Annotated in this window: 17 protein-coding genes; 8 read left to right on the forward strand and 9 right to left on the reverse strand. The window is 66.2% G+C overall.

Going from position 1 to position 16,910, the window contains the following annotated elements; genetic code table 11:
- Positions 1 to 38 precede the first annotated feature (38 nt).
- Entirely contained in the window at positions 39 to 1,286 is a 1,248-nt protein-coding gene (locus tag ADBZ6I_RS03345) for an N-acetylmuramoyl-L-alanine amidase (RefSeq protein WP_526380852.1), read from the forward strand.
- Here ADBZ6I_RS03345 and ADBZ6I_RS03350 read toward each other — a convergent pair.
- The 9 genes from ADBZ6I_RS03350 to rpmH form a co-directional block, all read right to left on the reverse strand.
- Complete coding sequence (locus ADBZ6I_RS03350) at positions 1,283 to 1,999, reverse strand: acetyltransferase (protein ID WP_526380854.1); 717 nt, start codon at positions 1,997 to 1,999, stop codon at positions 1,283 to 1,285. The genes ADBZ6I_RS03345 and ADBZ6I_RS03350 overlap by 4 nt on opposite strands.
- Before the next feature lie 222 nt (positions 2,000 to 2,221).
- On the reverse strand, positions 2,222 to 3,220 hold the full coding sequence (locus ADBZ6I_RS03355; protein ID WP_526380856.1) for a ParB/RepB/Spo0J family partition protein: 999 nt from the start codon (positions 3,218 to 3,220) through the stop codon (positions 2,222 to 2,224).
- Positions 3,221 to 3,235: 15 nt separating this feature from the next.
- A complete protein-coding gene (locus ADBZ6I_RS03360; RefSeq protein WP_526380858.1) occupies positions 3,236 to 4,138 on the reverse strand; it encodes a ParA family protein in 903 nt (300 codons plus the stop codon).
- Entirely contained in the window at positions 4,135 to 4,848 is a 714-nt protein-coding gene (gene rsmG / locus ADBZ6I_RS03365; RefSeq protein WP_526380860.1) for a 16S rRNA (guanine(527)-N(7))-methyltransferase RsmG, read from the reverse strand. Before rsmG ends, ADBZ6I_RS03360 begins: the two co-directional genes overlap by 4 nt.
- A 34-nt stretch (positions 4,849 to 4,882) precedes the next feature.
- Complete coding sequence (locus ADBZ6I_RS03370; protein WP_526380862.1) at positions 4,883 to 5,455, reverse strand: Jag family protein; 573 nt, start codon at positions 5,453 to 5,455, stop codon at positions 4,883 to 4,885.
- A gap of 31 nt (positions 5,456 to 5,486) precedes the next feature.
- Positions 5,487 to 6,617 carry a membrane protein insertase YidC gene (yidC, locus tag ADBZ6I_RS03375; RefSeq protein WP_526380864.1) on the reverse strand — a complete coding sequence of 377 codons (1,131 nt, stop codon included), beginning with the start codon at positions 6,615 to 6,617 and terminating at the stop codon, positions 5,487 to 5,489.
- A complete protein-coding gene (gene yidD / locus ADBZ6I_RS03380) occupies positions 6,610 to 6,894 on the reverse strand; it encodes a membrane protein insertion efficiency factor YidD (RefSeq protein ID WP_526380866.1) in 285 nt (94 codons plus the stop codon). The genes yidC and yidD overlap by 8 nt, the downstream gene beginning before the upstream one ends.
- Positions 6,894 to 7,247, reverse strand: coding sequence for a ribonuclease P protein component (gene rnpA / locus ADBZ6I_RS03385; RefSeq protein WP_526380868.1), 354 nt, complete (start codon positions 7,245 to 7,247; stop codon positions 6,894 to 6,896). Before rnpA ends, yidD begins: the two co-directional genes overlap by 1 nt.
- Before the next feature lie 15 nt (positions 7,248 to 7,262).
- Complete coding sequence (gene rpmH, locus ADBZ6I_RS03390) at positions 7,263 to 7,406, reverse strand: 50S ribosomal protein L34 (RefSeq protein ID WP_313674118.1); 144 nt, start codon at positions 7,404 to 7,406, stop codon at positions 7,263 to 7,265.
- A gap of 440 nt (positions 7,407 to 7,846) precedes the next feature.
- Here rpmH and dnaA point away from each other — a divergent pair, with 440 nt between their 5' ends.
- The 7 genes from dnaA to ADBZ6I_RS03425 form a co-directional block, all read left to right on the forward strand.
- Entirely contained in the window at positions 7,847 to 9,328 is a 1,482-nt protein-coding gene (gene dnaA, locus ADBZ6I_RS03395; RefSeq protein WP_526380870.1) for a chromosomal replication initiator protein DnaA, read from the forward strand.
- Positions 9,329 to 9,762: 434 nt separating this feature from the next.
- Positions 9,763 to 10,953: a DNA polymerase III subunit beta gene (gene dnaN, locus ADBZ6I_RS03400; protein ID WP_526380882.1), complete on the forward strand. Its 1,191-nt coding sequence runs from the start codon at positions 9,763 to 9,765 to the stop codon at positions 10,951 to 10,953.
- Between the two features lie 36 nt (positions 10,954 to 10,989).
- Positions 10,990 to 11,883, forward strand: coding sequence for a phosphogluconate dehydrogenase (NAD(+)-dependent, decarboxylating) (gene gnd, locus ADBZ6I_RS03405; protein ID WP_526380872.1), 894 nt, complete (start codon positions 10,990 to 10,992; stop codon positions 11,881 to 11,883).
- 16 nt (positions 11,884 to 11,899) lie between these two features.
- Complete coding sequence (gene recF / locus ADBZ6I_RS03410) at positions 11,900 to 13,048, forward strand: DNA replication/repair protein RecF (protein WP_526380874.1); 1,149 nt, start codon at positions 11,900 to 11,902, stop codon at positions 13,046 to 13,048.
- Positions 13,049 to 13,061: 13 nt separating this feature from the next.
- Positions 13,062 to 13,640, forward strand: coding sequence for a DUF721 family protein (locus ADBZ6I_RS03415; RefSeq protein ID WP_526380876.1), 579 nt, complete (start codon positions 13,062 to 13,064; stop codon positions 13,638 to 13,640).
- 225 nt (positions 13,641 to 13,865) lie between these two features.
- Positions 13,866 to 15,896 carry a DNA topoisomerase (ATP-hydrolyzing) subunit B gene (gene gyrB, locus ADBZ6I_RS03420; protein ID WP_526380878.1) on the forward strand — a complete coding sequence of 677 codons (2,031 nt, stop codon included), beginning with the start codon at positions 13,866 to 13,868 and terminating at the stop codon, positions 15,894 to 15,896.
- 36 nt (positions 15,897 to 15,932) lie between these two features.
- On the forward strand, positions 15,933 to 16,910 hold a 978-nt coding region (locus ADBZ6I_RS03425; protein ID WP_526380880.1), incomplete at its 3' end, for a DNA gyrase subunit A.

Raw genomic sequence — 16,910 nt, forward strand, 5'->3', positions numbered from 1 at the left:
TTTTCGTAACGGCTATTTTTTCTGCGACAATGCCTGTCATGTCCAGTCCCGGCAACGGTCCCGGCGAGGGTTCCCACTGGGGACATTCCCCCTCTGCCGACGTCCTGCGCCGCGGGGACCGCGGCGCCGCCGTGGTCGAAATCCGCGCCAGCCTTGCAGCGCTGGGCCTACTCGCCAGTCCCGACGATGACCTGACCACCGGCAAACAGGTGGCGCTGGACGTCTTCGACGGCGAACTCGACCACGCGGTGCGTGCGTTTCAGCAACGACGCGGCCTGCTGGTCGACGGGATCGTGGGCGAGGCGACCTACCGTGCGCTGCGCGAGGCGTCCTACCGGCTGGGCGCCCGCACGCTGGCCCACCAGTTCGGTGCGCCGATGTACGGCGACGACGTCGCCACGCTGCAGGCCCGGCTGCAGGACCTGGGTTTCTACACCGCCTTGGTGGACGGCTACTTCGGGCTGCAGACCCATAACGCCCTGATGTCCTATCAGCGTGAGTACGGGTTGGCGCCGGACGGCATCTGCGGGCCGGAAACGTTGCGCTCCTTGTACTTTCTGGGATCCCGAGTCACCGGCGGTTCGCTGCACGCGATCCGCGAGGAGGAGCACGTCCGCCGTTCCGGACCCCGTCTGTCGGGTAAGCGGATCATCATCGATCCGGGCCGCGGCGGCAGCGATCACGGGCTCATCATCGACGGCCCGGGGGGGCCGATCAGCGAAGCCGACATCCTCTGGGATCTGGGCAGCCGGCTGGAAGGCCGGATGACCGCGATCGGCATGGAGACGTTCTTGTCCCGGCCGGTCAACCACAGTCCGGCCGACGCCGAACGGGCGGCCACCGCCAACACCGTCGGCGCCGACCTGATGATCAGCTTGCGGTTCGAACGCCAGGCCAGCCCCGCGGCCAGCGGCGTTGCCTCGTTCTTCTTCGGCAGCCCGCACGGATCAGTGTCCACGATCGGGCGCAACCTGGCCGACTTTATTCAGCGAGAAGTGGTGGCGCGCACCGGTTTACGCGACTGCCGCACACACGGCCGGACGTGGGATCTGCTGCGCCTGACCCGGATGCCCACCGTGCAGGTCGACGTCGGCTATATCACCAGCCCACACGACCGCACTAAGCTCGCGGCACGCGAGACACGCGACGCCATCGCCGAGGGCATTCTGGCCGCGGTGAAGCGCCTGTACCTGCTGGGCAAGAACGACCGGCCCACCGGAACGTTCACCTTCGCCGAACTGCTGGCCCACGAGCAGTCCGCCGAACACGGCCGCCCAGCGGTCTAACCCGTCAGCGCGCGCTCCCCGATCTGCTGGAGTTCCGCGCTCTTCAGCAGCCGCTCCAGGGCCGCTTCGACCTCCGCCTTCCAGCCCAGACCCTTGTCGAGCTCCAGTCGGAGCCGGGGGAAGTAGCGATGCGGGGCGACGACGGTGAATCCGGCGTCGAGCAGGAAGTCGGCGTCGATCATGCACTGATCGAACGCACAGTCCCCCAGCGCCTGGACGGCGTGGGCCAGCTCCGGATCGGGGGCAGGCATGTCATGGAGCTCAGCTGCCTCGGCGGTGCGGCCGAACGCTTCCAGGGCTCGCACACCGCGGCGCATCAGCTCGCCGACCACCTGGGCGATCAGATCGGTGTTGAGGGTGTCCGGCTGTCCGGGCTCCACCCCCATCGAGGTGAGCAGCACCGCGTCGGCGCCGACCGGCCCGGTCGGAAACCGTTGGGCACGCGGAACCGCGCGGGGCGGCGCATAGAGGATGTACCCGAGGCAGGGCTCGTCGTCGGTGGCGTCGTCGGTGGGAGCGACGGCGACCTGTCCGCAGGACCCCCACTCCAACATGACCATGGACAGCCATGCCTCTTTCTCGAACTCCGGGTCGGCGAGATGGTCCTCGCCGTCGACGGTCTGCGGGTCGACTTCCCAGAACACACAGCGGCGCGCGTGCTTGGGCAGCTGCTCGAATCCCTCGAGCCTCAGCGGCCTGATGTGAACGGACACCCAGTCTCCCGGTTCAGTGCGCGCCGTGCGGAGCGCCCGGCAGTTTCAGGATAGGAGAGGCGGGCGATCCCGGGCCACTATTGCGGTTTACCGACGCTCCGACGGACGGGTTGAGCGAAAGCTGTTGCGCTCCTTGATGTTTCCGGTCAGCGGCGCCGCGAAACGCCCGGTGGGCCACCCTTGTGTCACTGTGACGTAACGCCCCCGTGTGGCTGGTAGGAGCTATTTCGCCTTGGTGGAGTTCATCAGGCCGACAATTCGCTGAAGATCGTCCACCGAGCCGAACTCGACGACGATCTTGCCTTTGCGCTTGCCGAGGCTGACCGTCACCCGGGTGTCGTAGGTACTCGACAGACTCTCGGCGACGTCCTGCAGGCCCGGCATGTGGATCGGCTTGCGCCGCTTGGGGGCGGCCGGCTTGTCGCCGGCACGGTTGGCCAGGGTGACGGCTTCCTCGGTAGCCCGGACCGACAAACCCTCGGCGACGATACGGGCCGCCAGCTCCTCCTGGGCTTCCGCACCGGCCTCCAACGCCAGCAGTGCCCGAGCATGGCCGGCCGACAGGACGCCCGCGGCCACTCGGCGCTGCACCGGAATCGGCAACCGCAGCAGCCGGATCATGTTGCTGATGACGGGACGAGAGCGCCCGATGCGGCTGGCGAGTTCCTCGTGGGTAACCGAGAACTCGTCGAGCAACTGCTGATAGGCGGCCGCCTCTTCCAACGGGTTCAGCTGTGCCCGGTGGATGTTCTCCAGCAGTGCGTCGCGGAGCAGATCGTCGTCAGTGGTGTCCCGCACGATTGCGGGAATCGCGGTCAACCCCGCCTGCTGGGCGGCGCGCCACCGCCGCTCCCCCATCACCAGTTGGTACCGCGGCCCGGCGGACCCCGAGCCGGCGACGTCGCGGACCACGATCGGCTGCATCAAACCGAACTCGCGGATGGAGTGGACAAGTTCGGCGAGCGCCTCCTCGTCGAAGACCTGTCGCGGCTGGCGCGGGTTGGGCTCGATCTCCGACGGCGGGATCTCCCGGTAGACCGCGCCGATATTCACCATGGTGTCGGTGACGGAGCCGGTGCTGCCACCGCCGCCGGCGACACCGCCTATCACCACGTCGGCTGCGGCGCTACCGAGGCGGTGACCACCGTCCGCGGGCCCGGTGGGAATCAATGAAGCCAGGCCACGGCCGAGGCCGCCCTTGCGCTTGGATGACTGCGACATGGGGTCTCCAGTTACTCAGGGCCGCTGGGCAAGTTCGCGGCTGGCGTCGAGGTAGCTCATGGCCCCCCGGGAGCCGGGGTCGTAATCGATGATCGTCATGCTGTAGCCGGGCGCCTCCGACACCTTAACGCTGCGCGGGATCACCGTCTTCAGCACCTTGTCTCCGAAGAACCGGCGCACCTCCGTAGCCACCTGGTCGGCAAGCTTGGTCCGGCCGTCGTGCATGGTCAACACCACAGTGCTGACGTCCAGCACGGGGTTGAGATGGGCTTTGACCATACCGATGTTCTTCATCAACTGGGAGACGCCCTCCAGCGCGTAGTACTCGCACTGGATCGGGATCAGCACCTCGGGAGCGGCCACGAGAGCGTTGAGCGTCAGCAGGCCCAGCGAGGGCGGGCAGTCGATGAAGACGTAGTCGAAGTCCATGCTCTCTAGGTCCGCCAACGCGTTGCGCAAACGGTTCTCCCTCGCCACCATGCTCACCAGTTCGATCTCGGCACCCGCCAGGTCGATGGTGGCGGGGAGGCAGAACAGCCGCGGGCTGTGCGGGCTCTGCCGGATCGCCTCATGGACCGGGATCTCGCCGAGCAGGACCTCATAGGAGGACGGTGTTCCGGCATGCCGATCGGTGATGCCCAAGGCAGTGCTGGCATTGCCCTGTGGATCGAGATCGATCACCAGCGTCTTGAGTCCCTGCACCGCCAGAGCCGCCGCCATGTTCACCGCGGTGGTGGTCTTTCCGACGCCGCCCTTCTGATTGGCGACGGTGAATACGCGTCGGCGCGCCGGTCGCGGCAATTGACCGGTGGCCGTGTGCAGCACCTTCATCGCCCGCTCGGCCGCTGCGCCGATGGGGGTGTCGGCCGCCCATGTTTCACGTGAAACAGGGCCTTCCCCGTATGGCGTCTCGGTCATTTGTTTCTCCTCTCGGGCGCGCGGCGACGTCGCGACGCGGACGGCTTCGCCCGCCGGGCTGCCCTCCGGACCGCCACCACAACGGTGGTCGGCGGTTCCAGATAGCTCGCACCACATCTCACCACTAGAACCTCGGCGGCACCTAACCGAGCCATCGTGGCGCCGCGCTCGGCGACCTCGGCCTCCGCGCGCTCGCCCTTCAGGGCCATCATCCGGCCTCCCTGCCGCAGCAACGGGAGGCTCCAGCGCGTCAGCTTCACCAGGTCCGCTACTGCCCGGGACACCACCGCATCAGCCTCGTCCAGTCCATCCCGGACCGGCGGGTCCTCGGCGCGACCGCGGACCACGGTGACGGGGAGGCCCAGCGCCTCGACGGTCTCGATCAGGAACTCGGTGCGGCGCAACATCGGCTCGACGAGCGTCACCGTCAGATCCGGCCGCGCGATGGCCAACGGAATGCCCGGTAGCCCGGCCCCGCTACCGATATCAACCACTTTGGCGTCCGCCGCAATGAGTTCACCGATGGCGGCGCTGTTGAGGATATGGCGGTCCCAAATCCGGTCCACCTCGCGCGGACCGATCAGACCCCGCTCCACGCCGGCGCCAGCCAGCAGCTCCGCATAGCGACGGGCGATGTCCAACCGGTCGCCGAAGACCTGTGCCGCGGCGGCGGGCGCTTCGGGCGCGGCGTCGTGTTTCACGTGAAACATCCTCTCGCCAACGCCGAACTACACGGTTGTAACTTCAGTCCTTCAGGACGACGACGCGGCGGGACGGCTCGACGCCCTCGCTCTCGCTGCGGACACCGTCCACACCGGCGACCGCGTCGTGCACGATCTTGCGCTCGAACGGCGTCATGGGTGCCAGCTCCTCGCGCTGGCCAGACTCCAGAACCCGGCGAGCCACCTTCTCGCCCAGTCCGGACAGCTCGTCTCGGCGCCGGCGGCGCCAGCCGGCGACGTCCAGCATCAGCCGGCTCCGCTCCCCCGTCTTCTGCAGAACGGCGAGCCGGGTCAGCTCCTGCAGTGCGTCGAGAACCTCTCCGCGCCGGCCGACCAGCTTGCTCAGATCGCTGCCGCCGTCGATGCTCACGATCGCGCGGTCACCCTCGACGTCCAGATCGATATCGCCGTCGAAGTCCAACAGGTCCAGCAGTTCCTCAAGATAGTCGCCGGCGATCTCGCCCTCGGCGACCAAGCGATCTTCCAGGTCCTCGGATTTGCGGCCCCGTGCTACAGGCTCGGCAGCGGGCTCGGCAGCGGGCTCGGCGGCGGTGCTCTCGGTCTCCTCGACGGCCTGGGCCTCGGTGTCAGTCATGGCTACTCCCTTGTCTCAGCGTCTCAGCGTCTCAGCGTTTGCGTTTCTTGGGCCGGCCGGCCGGGCGCGCACCGGGGCGAGGTGCCCGGCTGGCCGCCCCACCCGCGCCGGCCGGTTTCGAATCCGCTACCCCCGCAGCGTCCGCTGTCGCCTCCCCGTCGACCGCTGTCGCCTCCCCGTCGACCGAGTCCTCACCGGCATCCGTCGTGTCCGCCGCCGCGGCCGCCGCAACAGTGGCCCCGGACCCCTTCCGGTTCTTGATCGGCTTGGCACCCGGAGCCGGCGCGTTTGCGGCACGACGAGCCAGCGCTTCCTGCTTCTGCTGCTCTTCTTCGCGTTCGATCTTCCCGAAGACCAGGTGCTGCTGGCCGAAGGTCCAGATGTTGTTGGATACCCAGTAAATGATGATCGCGATCGGCAGGAACGGACCGCCGATGATCACGCCGAGCGGGAACACATACAGCGCCAGCTTGTTCATCATGGCGGTCTGCGGGTTGGCTGCGGCTTCCGGACTCTGACGAGCGACCGATGCCCGGCTGTTGAAGTAGGTCGCAATACCGGCGAGGATCATCAGCGGAATCGAGACCGCCGCGACAGCCGGTCGGCTGAACTCCGTAAACGCCTCGATGCCGTGCTGCTGGGTGATCGACGCGCCGATCGGGGCGCGGAACAGGTTGGCCTCCAGGAAGTGGCCGACGTCGGTGGCGCTAAAGAAATAGTTGGGCAGTCGGCGGTTCTCCTCCACCGACAGACCCAGGCGGCCGAATCCGGACTGCGTGCGGTTGAAGGACATCAGCACGTGATAAAGACCGATGAAGACCGGCACCTGGGCCAGCATCGGCAAGCACCCGAGGATCGGGTTGAAGTCGTGTTCCTTCTGCAGCTTCTGGATCTCCAGCGCCATCCGCGGGCGGTCCTTGCCGTACTTCTTCTGCAGCGCCTTGATCTGCGGCTGCAACTCCTGCATTTTGCGGGTGGTCCGGATCTGCTTGACGAACGGCCGGTACAGCACGGCGCGCAGGGTGAAGACCAGGAACATCACCGACAGCGCCCAAGTGAAGAAGCTGCTGGGTCCCAGCAGCGCGCCGAACAGCTTGTACCAGAGCCACATGATCCCCGACACCGGGTAGTACACGTAGTCGAGGCTGAACCAGTTAAACATGTGCACTCCTGATCTCCGGGCCGTTGCCGGCCGCAGAACACCGTTCTGGAATCGGATCCCATCCGCCGCGGTGCCATGGACCGCACTTGACCAATCGGACGACGCTCAGCCAGGTTCCCCGCCACAAGCCGTACTCGATGAGCGCGTCCACGGCGTACTGACTGCAGGTCGGCATGAACCGGCACGACGGCAACCGCAACGGGGAAACCATATGCCGGTACCCCTGGATGAGGGCAACGACCATGCGCACCAGCCGGCCGGACGCGGAGCCGGGCATCAGCGTTCCCTCTCCATCAACCGGTGTGCCCGACGCAGCCCGGCTTCGACCTGCTGGCGCAACTGAACCGATGCGGCGTCCCGGCTGCCGGGCAGCGCCCGCACCACAATCCGGTCCCCCGGCGTGAGTTCGCCGGCAATCTCGCGCACGACGTGCCGCAGCCGCCGGCTCACCCGATGGCGGTCGACAGCGCCCCCCACCGACTTCGACACGATGAAGCCGATATGTGGAGAGGTCGCATCTGCGCATCGTGCCGCATGCACGACAAGAGTCGGCTGCGCAGATCGCACCCCGTGTTTGACGGTGTGACTGAACTCCGCAGACCGGGTCATCCGGTTCCGCGCCGAGAGCACTCTCCGACCCGTAGGTCAGGCAGTCAGTTCGCGACGGCCCTTGCGGCGCCGCCCGGAGACGATCGCCCGGCCGGCACGGGTCCGCATCCGCAGACGGAAGCCGTGAACCCTGGCCCGGCGCCGGTTGTTCGGCTGAAAGGTGCGCTTTCCCTTGGCCACGGCTGTCTCTCCTCGTTACATCTGGCGCTCACCGCCGATGATCGTGAGTGATCACCGGCCGTTACGCCCGTTGCTAAGTCCCGCTCGAACCGGCGCGGTCCCAATATCCGGTCGCAGCCGTGCCGCCGGTAGTTCGACGACTCTGAAGAGGGTACTGAGGTCGCTTGCGCAGGTCAAACCGCACTGATGACGGCTTCCCCGAAGCTGTGCATAAATTGCCAGACCCGGTTGGCACCCGGCCCGAAACCTGTTAGCTTCTGCCAGAGCGATAGGGCTCACGACAGTGCCGCCGACTTCGCTGAGCAACGCCAGTACTGCACGAACGCTGCGAACCCGAGGAACGCACGAATCTATACACATCTGTGGATAAAGGATGTGGAGAGATTCGACCCACGTTCCCGCTCGCTCCGTAGCCCGATCCGAACCAGGGGGGTCAGTCGGTGACCGATGGTCCCGGTTCCGACTTCGCGTCGGTATGGAGTGCGGTGGTCGCTGAGCTGAACGGCGACAGCGACTGGTCAGACCACGGCACTTCTCTCACACCGCAGCAGCGAGCGTGGCTCAAGCTGGTACGTCCCTTGACCATCGCCGAGGGTTTCGCACTGTTGTCTGTGCCAAGTCCCTTCGTACAGAACGAAATCGAGCGTCACCTCCGGATCCCGATCGTCGAGTCGCTCAGCCGGCGCCTGGGCCAGCGCGTCGAACTGGGCGTGCGGATCGAGTCCGCCGATGACCATCACCCCGACGACTCGCTGGACCACGACATCCCACTCAGCGACTCCGATCTGGAAGACATCGACGGCGACCGTCATCCGCACGACACTGCGCACGACAACTGGCCTAGCTATTTCATGGAGCGCCCGCGTAACACTCCCCCGGAGGAACCGTCGGGTGCGAGCCTCAATCGGCGCTACACCTTCGAGACGTTCATCATCGGAGCCTCAAATCGCTTCGCCCACGCGGCGGCACTGGCGATCGCGGAGGCGCCGGCCCGCGCCTACAACCCGCTGTTCATCTGGGGTGAGTCCGGTCTGGGCAAGACGCACCTCCTGCATGCCGCCGGTAATTACGCCCAGCGGCTGTTCCCGGGCATGCGAGTCAAATATGTTTCCACCGAGGAATTCACCAACGACTTCATCAACTCGCTGCGCGACGACCGCAAGGTCGCCTTCAAGCGCAGTTACCGCGACATCGACATCCTGCTCGTCGATGACATCCAGTTCATCGAGGGCAAAGAAGGTATTCAGGAGGAGTTCTTCCATACCTTCAACACCCTGCACAACGCCAACAAGCAGATCGTCATCTCCTCCGACCGGCCCCCGAAGCAATTGGCCACCTTGGAAGACCGGCTGCGCACGCGCTTCGAGTGGGGACTGATCACCGATGTGCAGCCTCCCGAGCTGGAGACCCGCATCGCGATTCTGCGCAAGAAAGCGCAGATGGATCGGCTTGCGGTGCCCGACGACGTGCTCGAGCTCATCGCCAGCAGCATCGAGCGCAACATCCGCGAACTCGAGGGTGCGCTGATCCGTGTCACGGCTTTTGCGTCACTGAACAAGACGCCGATCGATACCGCCCTGGCCGAGATCGTGTTGCGTGACTTGATCGCCGACGCCGGAACCACCCAGATCAGTGCCGCGATGATCATGGCCGCCACTGCCGAGTACTTCGACACCACCGTCGAGGAACTGCGAGGACCGGGTAAGACACGGGCACTGGCGCAGTCCCGCCAGATCGCGATGTACCTCTGCCGGGAGCTCACCGACCTGTCACTGCCCAAGATCGGCCAGGCGTTCGGCCGCGACCACACCACGGTGATGTACGCGCAGAAGAAGATCCTTGGCGAAATGGCCTACCGCCGCGAGGTCTTCGATCACGTCAAGGAACTCACCACCCGGATCCGCCAGCGCTCCAAGCGCTGATCGACCCCAAAAAACTTTCCTACCTCCAGTAACAGCAGTCACAGCCAAAGGTTGTGAACAGCATGTGCACAAATCTGGGGAAAACCTCGAGCCTTCCTTGAGAGATCGTGCGCAACACCCGGCCGTCCACAGTCACCGCGGCCCGCTCGGAGTGTCGTCCACAGGCAGTCCACACCCCGCTTGATGGTGTCGAACTGCATGGACGGCGGTCCATCCCCAACCTGCACAGGACCTATTACTGTTGCTTGTATCTATTCAAAGTTTTTCTTCCAGAAGAACGCTGTTGGGGAGAGTCGGATCACCGGCCGAGCGAACCGGCTTGACAGCCGCCGTGCCGCCCCGCCGAATAACTTTCAAGATCACGGCCGACGCTCTACGGTTGGTGTTCCGGCGTTCTCGGCTGCCGTTAGCGTTGATGAAGGGACACGATGACCGTGGGGACCACGACTGTTGGCTCCGACTTGAAGTTTCGCCTGCTGCGCGAGGACTTCGCCGATGCCGTGGCCTGGGTCGCCCGCAGCCTGCCGACCAGGCCCCCGTCGAATCCCGTCCTCGCCGGCGTGCTCCTCACCGGTACCGATAACGGGCTGACCATCGCCGGTTTCGACTTCGACGTTTCCGCCGAAGTACAGGTTCCGGCCGAAATCGCCTCCGCTGGAACAGTTTTGGTGTCCGGTCGGCTGCTTTCCGACATCACCCGGGCGTTGCCTGCCAAACCTGTCGAGGTCAGCGTCGATGGTTCGCGGATGCTGCTGAACTGCGGAAGCGCGAAATTCTCGCTTCCGGCGATGCCGGTGGAGGATTACCCGGCACTGCCGTCGCTGCCCGAAGAGACCGGGGTGGTGGCCGCCGACCTGTTCACCGAGGCAGTCGGCCAGGTGGCTGTCGCCGCCGGCCGGGATGACACCCTGCCGATGCTGACCGGCATCCGGGTGGAGATTTCCGGTGAGAAAGTGGTGCTGGCCGCCACCGACAGATTCCGGCTCGCGGTTCGTGAACTCACCTGGTCGACGGCGACGCCGGATATTGACGCCGCTGTGCTGGTGCCGGCCAAAACCCTCGCTGAGGGGGCCAAGTCGGTGGCCTCCGGCAGCGACGTGCACCTGGCGTTGGGCGCCGGGGCGTCAGTGGGTGAGGAACGCCTGCTGGGTATCCGCAGTGGCGGCCGCCGCAGCACCACCCGGCTGCTGGACACCGAATTCCCGAAGTACCGGCAGCTCTTGCCGGCCGAGCACACCGCGGTGGCGACGATCGGTGTGGCCGAACTGACCGAGGCGATCAAGCGCGTGGCGTTGGTGGCGGACCGCGGTGCACAGGTTCGGATGGAATTCAGCCCCGATTCGTTGCGCTTGTCCGCCGGTGCTGACGGGGTGGGCCTGGCCGAAGAGGATCTTGAGGTCGACTTCGCCGGCGAACCGCTGACCATCGCGTTCAACCCCACCTACCTGACCGATGGTCTGGGGTCACTGCATTCGGATCGGGTGACGTTCGGGTTTACCACCCCGAGCAAGCCTGCGGTGCTGCGGCCTGCCGGCGCTGATGGTGCTCCCAGCGGTGCCGGGCCGTTCCCCGCGGAGGAGACCGATTACGTCTACCTTCTGATGCCGGTTCGCCTTCCCGGCTGATCCACCCACACAAGCCCCACCGAGAGAAGGAATCCCATGCAACTTGGTCTGGTCGGTCTGGGCAAGATGGGCTTCAACATGCGCCAGCGCATGCGCGATGGCGGGCACGAGGTGATCGGGTACGACCCCCGACCGGAGGTGTCCGACGTTCCCACGATGGCCGCGCTGGCTGAGGCTTTGGATGCGCCGCGGGTGGTCTGGGTGATGGTGCCGTCGGGACCGATCACCCACGAGACCGTGGTGTCGCTGGCTGAGGTACTCGACCCGGGTGACTTGGTTGTCGACGGTGGCAACTCGCGCTACACCGAGGACGGACCACACGCCGAGCTGCTGGCCGAGCGCGGAATCGGTTTCGTCGACGCGGGTGTCTCTGGCGGTATCTGGGGCCTGACCGAGGGTTACGGCCTGATGGTCGGTGGTAGCGACGAGAACATCGCCCGGGTGATGCCGATTTTCGACGCGCTGCGCCCGGCCGGTGAGGCCGCCGACGGGTTCGTCCATGCCGGGCCGGTCGGAGCCGGTCATTACGCGAAGATGGTGCACAACGGCATCGAATACGGCCTGATGCACGCCTATGCCGAAGGGTATGAGCTGCTCACCGCCGAAGAGCTGATCACCGACCCGCAAGCGGTGATCCAGGCCTGGACCAACGGCACCGTGGTGCGGTCCTGGTTGCAGCAGTTGCTGGCCAAGGCACTCAAGGAAGATCCCGGGCTCGCCGCGATCTCGGATTACACCGAGGATTCCGGCGAAGGCCGTTGGACGGTCGAGGAGGCCATCCATCATCGGGTGCCCACACCGGTGATCGCGGCGTCGCTGTTCGCCCGATTCGCCTCGCGCCAGGACCAGTCGCCGACGATGAAAGCCGTCTCCGCTCTGCGTAACCAGTTCGGCGGACACGCAGTCCAGCGGGTTCCGCTGTCCGGCTAGCCTTTTCGCCATTCCGATGTACGTCCGTCATCTGACGCTGCGCGACTTCCGGTCCTGGTCCCACGTCGATGTGGACCTGGCTCCCGGACGGACGGTATTCGTCGGATCGAACGGATACGGCAAGACCAATCTGCTTGAGGCACTGTGGTATTGCGCAACGTTGGGTTCGCACCGGGTGGCCACCGACGCGCCGTTGATCCGTGCCGGGGCGGAGCGGGCGGTGGTGTCGGCGATCGTCGTCAATGACGGGCGTGAGCTGGCCGTCGACGTCGAGATCGCGGCGGGCCGCGCCAACAAAGCGCGGCTGAACCGCTCACCGGTGCGCAGTACCCGCGAAATCCTCGGCGCGGTGCGGGCGGTGCTGTTCTCCCCCGAGGACTTGGCGTTGGTACGCGGCGACCCGGGTGAGCGTCGCCGCTACCTCGATGAGCTGGCCACCCTCCGGCGGCCGGCCCTGGCGGGGGTACGCGCCGACTACGACAAGGTGCTGCGGCAACGCACCGCGCTGTTGAAGTCCGCGGGCGGGTTCCGCGGCCGCGCCGACCGCGGCGTCCTGGACACCCTCGACAGCTGGGACGGGCACCTCGCCGCCCACGGCGCGCAGCTCATGGCCGCCCGGATGACGCTGGTCAACGAGTTGGGCCCGGAAGTCGAGAAGGCCTACCAACTGCTGGCACCATCGTCGCGTCCCGCCGCGATCGGGTACCGCAACAGCATCGACGCCGATTCCGGTGCTACCGAGGTGGCCGATCTGGAAGGCGAACTACTGGTGGCACTGGCCCGCCGCCGCGAGACCGAGTTGGATCGGGGTATGTGTCTGGTCGGTCCGCACCGCGACGACCTGGAGCTACGTCTGGGCCAGCAGCCAGCGAAGGGGTTTGCCAGCCACGGTGAGTCATGGTCGTTCGCGCTGTCCCTGCGGCTGGCCGCGTACGAGCTCCTGCGTGGCGAGGGCAGCGAACCGGTGCTGCTGCTCGACGATGTCTTCGCCGAGTTGGACAACGCGCGGCGCCGGGCTCTGGCATCGGTGGCAGCCGGTGCCGAACAGGTCCTGGTGACCGCCGCCGTCGGCGAGGACATTCCCCAGGACTGGGACGCGACCCGGATCGGGGTGGTCATGAGCGAGGACGAGACCGGGCGAGCGTCGGCGTTGGTGACGCCGTGACGTTGGTGAACCGGTGACCGGCGAGGATCCCGACGAGGCCGCCGACAAGGCTGCAGGCCCGCCCGAACATCTGGCCGGGCTGGCCGGAATGGACCTGGTGCGCCGGGCCCTTGAGGAGGCTCGCGCGGCTGCCCGTGGCCAGGGCAAAGAGGTGGGACAAGGTCGTCGCACCCCGCCGGTTGCCCGCGGTGCCGGCAACCGTGCCCGGCGCCGCTGGTCGGGACCGGGGCCCGACGCCCGCGACCCCCAGCCGCTGGGCCGGGTTGCCCGCGACCTGGCGAACACCCGCGGCTGGTCGCCGCGAGTCGCCGAAGGCGCGGTATTCGGACAGTGGCCCGAGGTGGTCGGTGCCGACATCGCCGAACACGCGGTGCCCACCGCGCTGCGCGACGGCGTGCTCAGCGTCAGCGCCGAGTCCACCGCGTGGGCGACGCAGCTGCGGATGGTGCAAGCACAGCTGTTGGCGAAGATCGCCGCCGCCGTCGGCGACGGTGTGGTGACGTCGCTGAAAATCACCGGGCCCACCGCCCCGTCGTGGCGCAAGGGGCCGCGGCACATCCGGGGGCGCGGCCCCCGGGACACCTACGGCTGACCGCCCACTATCACAGCGGCCTCAGCGCCACCACGATCACGCAGACGGGCGTGTCAGCCGTCGCCTGACACATTTATCCGCAATCTCGCGCGCACGGCGCAAATAGCTGTGCAGAAACGCTGCCGGAGAATCGGTGCTGTCCCACATTCCCGGTAGACTTTCCCGAGACGTCCGCGCGCGGCTGCTTTGCCGCTGGCTTTCAATCCCGAGGAGACCCGTCCGACCGTGGCTGCCCCGAAGAAGAAACAAGAAGACGAATACGGTGCCGATTCGATCAAGATTCTCGAGGGGCTCGAGGCGGTCCGCAAACGTCCCGGCATGTACATCGGTTCCACCGGGCGCCGCGGACTGCACCACCTGATCTGGGAGGTGGTCGACAACGCCGTCGACGAGGCCATGGCCGGCTTCGCCACCCAGGTCGACGTTCGTCTGCTCGACGACGGCGGTGTGGAGGTGACCGACAACGGCCGCGGCATCCCGGTGGCCATGCACGAGTCCGGGGTTCCGACGGTCGACGTGGTCATGACCGTGCTGCACGCCGGCGGCAAGTTCGAGGAGGGCGCCTACCAGGTGTCCGGCGGTCTGCACGGCGTCGGCGTCTCGGTGGTCAACGCATTGTCGACCCGTCTGGAGGCCGACATCTGCCGCGACGGTTACGAGTGGTTCCAGACCTACGACAACTCCGTGCCGGGCAGCATCAAGCAGGGCGAGAAGACCAAGAAGAACGGCACGACGATCCGGTTCTGGGCCGACCCGAACATCTTCGAGACCACCAACTACGACTTCGACACCGTCGAGCAACGCCTGCGGGAAATGGCCTTCCTCAACAAGGGTCTCACCATCAACCTCACTGACGAACGAGTGACGCCCGAGGAAGTCGTCGACGAGGTGGTCAGCGACACCGCCGAAGCACCGAAGTCGGCCGACGAGATGGCCGCCGAGAAATCCACGCCGGCCAAGAAGGTCATGCACCGCACCTTCCACTATCCCGGTGGACTGATGGATTTCGTCAAGCACATCAATCGCACCAAGCAGCCGATTCACAGCAGCGTGGTGGACTTCAGCGGCAAGGGCGTGGGCCACGAGGTCGAGGTGGCCATGCAGTGGAACGCCGGCTACTCGGAGTCGGTGCACACCTTCGCCAACACCATCAACACCCACGAGGGCGGCACACACGAAGAGGGTTTCCGCGCCGCCCTGACCACCGTGGTCAACAAGTACGCCAAGGACAAGAAGCTGCTCAAGGAGAAAGACGCCAACCTCACCGGCGACGACATCCGCGAGGGCCTGGCCGCGGTGATCTCGGTGAAGGTGGCACAGCCCCAGTTCGAGGGCCAGACTAAGACCAAGCTGGGCAACACCGAGGTCAAGTCGTTCGTGCAGAAGATCTGCAACGAACAACTGAACCACTGGTTCGAGGCCAACCCCGCTGATGCCAAAATCGTTGTGAACAAGGCGGTTTCGTCGGCGCAGGCCCGGCTAGCCGCCCGCAAGGCACGCGAGCTGGTGCGCCGCAAGAGCGCCACCGACATCGGCGGTCTGCCGGGCAAGCTGGCTGACTGCCGCTCCACCGATCCCAAGGCCTCGGAACTGTATGTGGTGGAGGGTGATTCGGCCGGCGGCTCGGCCAAGAGCGGCCGCGACTCGATGTTTCAGGCGATCCTGCCGCTGCGCGGCAAGATCATCAACGTCGAGAAGGCGCGCATCGACCGGGTGCTGAAGAACACCGAAGTCCAGGCCATCATCACCGCCCTGGGCACCGGCATCCACGATGAGTTCGATCTGTCAAAGCTGCGCTATCACAAGATCGTTCTGATGGCCGACGCCGACATCGACGGCCAGCACATCTCCACGCTGCTGCTGACCCTGTTGTTCCGGTTCATGAAGCCGCTGATCGAGCACGGCCACGTGTACCTCGCCCAGCCGCCGCTGTACAAGCTGAAATGGCAACGCATCGAACCGGAATTCGCTTACTCCGACCGCGAACGCGACGCACTGCTCGAACACGGCCTGGCCAACGGCAGGAAGATCAACAAGGACGACGGCATCCAGCGCTACAAGGGTCTGGGCGAGATGGATGCCAAGGAACTGTGGGAGACCACCATGGATCCCGCCGTCCGGGTGCTGCGCCAGATCACCCTCGACGACGCGGCCGCGGCCGACGAATTGTTCTCCGTGCTGATGGGCGACGATGTCGAAGCCCGCCGCAGCTTCATCACCCGCAACGCCAAAGACGTTCGCTTCCTTGACGTTTAAAGCCCGGCGCCAGACGGCCCGTACCCAGAGGACCTCATGACCGACACCACCATGCCCCCCGACGGCACCGCCCGCGACCGGATCGAACCAGTCGACATCCAGCTGGAGATGCAGAACAGCTACATCGACTATGCGATGAGCGTGATCGTCGGGCGTGCGCTGCCCGAGGTTCGCGACGGCCTCAAGCCGGTGCACCGCCGCGTGCTGTATGCGATGTACGACTCGGGCTTCCGTCCGGACCGCAGCCACGCCAAGTCGGCGCGGTCGGTGGCCGAGACCATGGGCAACTACCACCCGCACGGCGACGCCTCGATCTACGACACCCTGGTCCGCATGGCCCAGCCGTGGTCGCTGCGCTACCCGCTGGTCGACGGGCAGGGCAACTTCGGCTCGCCGGGTAACGACCCGCCGGCCGCGATGCGCTACACCGAAGCCCGCCTGACCCCGCTGGCCATGGACATGCTGCGTGAAATCGATGAGGAGACAGTCGATTTCATTCCCAACTACGACGGCCGGGTCCAGGAGCCGACGGTTCTGCCGAGCCGGTTCCCGAACCTGCTGGCCAACGGCTCCGGCGGTATCGCGGTCGGCATGGCCACCAACATCCCGCCGCACAACCTGCGCGAACTGGCCGAAGCCGTCTACTGGTGCCTGGAGAACTACGAGGCCGACGAAGAGGCGACGTTGGCCGCCTGCATGGAACGGGTCAAAGGACCCGACTTCCCCACCCACGGTTTGATCGTCGGCACCCACGGCATCAACGACGCCTACACCACCGGCCGCGGATCGGTCCGGATGCGTGGCGTGGTGTCGATCGAGGAAGACTCCCGGGGCCGCACCTCGATCGTCATCACCGAACTGCCGTATCAGGTCAACCACGACAACTTCATCACCTCGATCGCCGACCAGGTGCGCGAGGGCAAGATGACCGGCATCTCCAACATCGAGGACCAGTCCAGCGACCGGGTGGGCTTGCGAATCGTCGTGGAGATCAAGCGCGACGCCGTGGCCAAG

The sequence above is a fragment of the Mycobacterium sp. genome (genome assembly GCF_044342925.1).
GTDB lineage: Bacteria > Actinomycetota > Actinomycetes > Mycobacteriales > Mycobacteriaceae > Mycobacterium.